The sequence below is a fragment of the Edaphobacter sp. FHG110511_03 genome (genome assembly GCF_059115365.1).
In genome coordinates, this window is record NZ_JBZYWL010000034.1 from 1 (window position 1) to 3,110 (window position 3,110).

The following is a 3,110-nucleotide window of genomic DNA, read 5'->3' on the forward strand; positions in this document are numbered from 1 at the left end:
CCGTTTACACTTTCAGAAAGGAAATGAAATATGACCATCCGACGAAAGCCTGTTTTCTGAGAGCACGCAAGCTAAGACTGTTGTGCCCGCGAAGGCCACGCTCGCCAAGAGCAAAGACCCGCATTTTCGTCCCTCGACCCTCTACCTGCCTGCGCAAGAAAACGCTCGCAGAGTGCGAGTATCGTCTGAAAACAACGGACGATCCACGAGACATGTCTGAGCTGGTGGAAGAGCTGATGACAGGCTGGCTTGCAAAGTCAGCCAAGTAAGACGCGATTCTGACAGACTTTCTCATCGACACGTTGGAATACCAGGAACGGACAGGACGCATCAACTCTAGCGGAACGCCATAGGATTTGAGAGGCGTGTAAAGCGTCCGCCGCCGAGCGTCATCTAGGAAATAGAAGCTTCTGAGCGAGCCAAATTCGGTAATTGACCGCCATAATCGTAGGCCTAGCATCAAACCAGCAGAGGTGGACGCCATGAATAAGAATCAGCCGGCACGACCCGTCGAAGAGGGGGTAGACCCTTCAAACGAGAAGATTTTGCTTGATCGCCTGAAGACTGCCGATAAGGACAAGAAGACCGCCGCCCCAGGGTCTGAGGTGAAGAAGCGAATACCCTCGTAGCCTGTGCCGCGTTGATGTCCGGCACCAAGAATCAACTCGAATGAAGTGGAGAAGATTGGGATCTGACGTTGAGGCGCAAACGCTAACCGATAAAGCATGAAAGAGGGACGGCTCCGGCCGTCCCTCTTCGTTGTGCCATTTCTACATTTAGAGAGGCTGGATATCGGCAGCCTGCCAGCCCTTCGGGCCTTTGACGACGTTGAACTGCACCGCTTGACCCTCTTGGAGGCTCTTGAAACCGCTCGAAGTGATCGCTGAGTAGTGTGCGAAAACATCCTCGCCGTTCTGCCGGCTGATAAAGCCAAACCCCTTGGCATCGTTAAACCACTTCAGTGTTCCTTGTTCCATGTTGTTACTTCTTCTTCATAGCTTCGATCGCAAACGGTTGCATCGGTTCGCCGAGTGATCAACCATTTACGGCAACGATCCGCGAAGAAGATTTTGAACTTCATGTGGTGGTGAGGGCGGGCTTGGAGGCAGATGCTGGTTCAGGTGAGTTGATTCATGTGATCTGAAGGTACTCCGATTTGTCAGGCGATGGCCCAGGCGGATCATCGGAAGCTCCAGCAGATAGCGGCTCAAGCATGCGCACGCCAGGATGGCGATCACGTTCCATGGAAAATGTTGCAGTCTACCCAACACTCCGCGGGCGTTTTCACTGGGAATTTGAGGCAAAAACAACTCCTGCCACAGGTAGATGCTGTAGGAGATACCTCCAAGCCAGCGGAGTGGGGGCGATTCGAGAAGCCTGCCGAGGATGCTCTCAGGCTTGAGAACCGTAGAGAGCAGAAGCAGAGGAAAAAAAACAGCAGTGAAAAAGATGGAGTCTGAGGCGCGGAGTTTGATGACTGCAGCGATGACCGCCGCGATGAGAATCCACAGTTCCGAGAAACGAATTCGATCGACGTAGCTCTTGATGACTGGAAAGTAAATCGCAGCCAGGCATCCCCACAGGAGTGCGTCGATGCGCTTGTCGGTCTGTGTTATTTGAAGATGCTGCGAAAGCAAGGCAGCAACGAGATGGTAGTGCCCATCAACCAACCGCCAGCCGAAGACCACCATCGCCAGGATAAAAGCGATTGGGCCGATTCGCCTTGGTTTTGACAAGAGCAAGAGTGTGGGCCAGAGAAGGTAGAAGTGTTCCTCAAGTGCAAGGGACCAGAAGTGCGCCGTATAGAACCCGCCCTGGAAGTCCATTCCCAGCGGTCTGTAGTTGCGGTAGAACAACAGGCAGCTGGGCAGGTCGGCGAAGTTTACGGGTATGAGTTTGAGGGCGCCCAATGTGCAAATTCCGGTCAGGGCCAGATAGTAAGCAGGCAGTATGCGGAAACATCGGCGTAAGTAAAACGCCCGTAGGCTGATATCGCGTTTGCGGTGATATTCCTTGAGCAACGAGGTGCAGATCAGGAAGCCGCTGATGGCGAAGAAGACATCGACCCCCAAGTAACCATGCGCGGAAAGCCGTCTCATCAGAGAGTCATCGGGGAAGAACCCGGATCGGCCGTGATACAGGATTACGGCCATGACGGAGAGACCGCGCCAACCATCGAGTGTGGGGAGGTACCCTTTGGCGTCTTGTCGTTCGTCCGCGCCGACCATAGCTTCTCGGCGCTTCTTGAATGGAAATACGAACGAAGGCGATATGTATGCCATCCGGAACTCCACGGTTCAATCTCATTTGGAAAATATAACGAACGCACTGTGGTAGTTGGGGGGCGACCTACTGACTGATTTCCTTCAATTTTGCAAGTCACGCGCTCGGACAATAAAACAATAAAGAACCAGTCTTCGTCAGCTGATGTTCCGCTGTTTTCACAAAATAAGAGATACAAGCATCAGAGGCAAAACGGCATAAGAAATATTAGGATCATAGGCAAAACGGCGAAGCGGACCCAGGGTGATGCCGGCTGGTTCAATAAATGCCACCGTCTCTCCGGGGAAATGGCCAGAATTTAGCTCGTCGAAGGCAACCACCCCGCCTCGTACCACCCTGGGCAAGAAATGTTGAAGAGCTGTCTTCGTTGGCTCGTATAGGTCAAAATCCAGGTAAAGAAGGCTGATCAAAAGATGAGGATTCAACTCCAGATATTGGGGTATGGTGTGGCAGCTATCCCCCTGAACAAGGTTGACCTTCGGGATGTGGCCGAGCGGGCGATTTCTATCGTGGATCGAAGCGAGGTGGTTCAATTCTTCAACTATCTTTGTAGAGGTATCGAACGCTCCTTCGTGAAGGTGCTCCGAAGTTCCTGAGGAGGTGTCCTTTTCGTGGATCGTTGGAAGTCCAGCAAAGGTGTCGAAGCCAATCACACGTCTGGTGTGATTGTAAGGCTCAAGGATTGACGAACATTGCGCCCACGTCATCAAGCCACCGCCTGCGAAGACTCCACACTCGACAACGCTTCCGTGTACTCCCAGGTTCAGTTTAAAAATCTCGTAACGCACGAGAAAACGTGCCAAGTCCTGCCTGCGAACATGCCGAGG

4 protein-coding genes are annotated in these 3,110 nt (G+C 52.7%); 1 reads left to right on the forward strand and 3 read right to left on the reverse strand.

Annotated elements, in window-relative coordinates; genetic code table 11:
* Positions 1-482 precede the first annotated feature (482 nt).
* Positions 483-629, forward strand: coding sequence for a hypothetical protein (locus AC5S26_RS29765; protein WP_494188571.1), 147 nt, complete (start codon positions 483-485; stop codon positions 627-629).
* A gap of 147 nt (positions 630-776) precedes the next feature.
* Here the strand turns inward: AC5S26_RS29765 and AC5S26_RS29770 are convergent, their stop codons facing one another.
* The 3 genes from AC5S26_RS29770 to AC5S26_RS29780 form a co-directional block, all read right to left on the reverse strand.
* The gene (locus tag AC5S26_RS29770; RefSeq protein ID WP_494188572.1) at positions 777-977 is read right to left on the reverse strand and encodes a cold-shock protein; all 201 of its coding nucleotides are present in this window, start codon (positions 975-977) and stop codon (positions 777-779) included.
* Between the two features lie 66 nt (positions 978-1,043).
* Positions 1,044-2,282 (reverse strand): acyltransferase family protein, encoded by a 1,239-nt coding sequence (locus tag AC5S26_RS29775; protein ID WP_494188573.1) that lies wholly within the window; start codon positions 2,280-2,282, stop codon positions 1,044-1,046.
* Positions 2,283-2,441: 159 nt separating this feature from the next.
* Positions 2,442-3,071: a TylF/MycF/NovP-related O-methyltransferase gene (locus tag AC5S26_RS29780; RefSeq protein ID WP_494188574.1), complete on the reverse strand. Its 630-nt coding sequence runs from the start codon at positions 3,069-3,071 to the stop codon at positions 2,442-2,444.
* Positions 3,072-3,110: the final 39 nt, after the last annotated feature.

Coding starts and splice junctions, on each gene's coding strand:
- AC5S26_RS29765 (WP_494188571.1), top strand. CDS start 483: ATGAATAAGAATCAGCCGGCACGACCCGTCGAAGAGGGGGTAGACCCT.
- AC5S26_RS29770 (WP_494188572.1), bottom strand. CDS start 977: ATGGAACAAGGAACACTGAAGTGGTTTAACGATGCCAAGGGGTTTGGC.
- AC5S26_RS29775 (WP_494188573.1), bottom strand. CDS start 2,282: ATGGCATACATATCGCCTTCGTTCGTATTTCCATTCAAGAAGCGCCGA.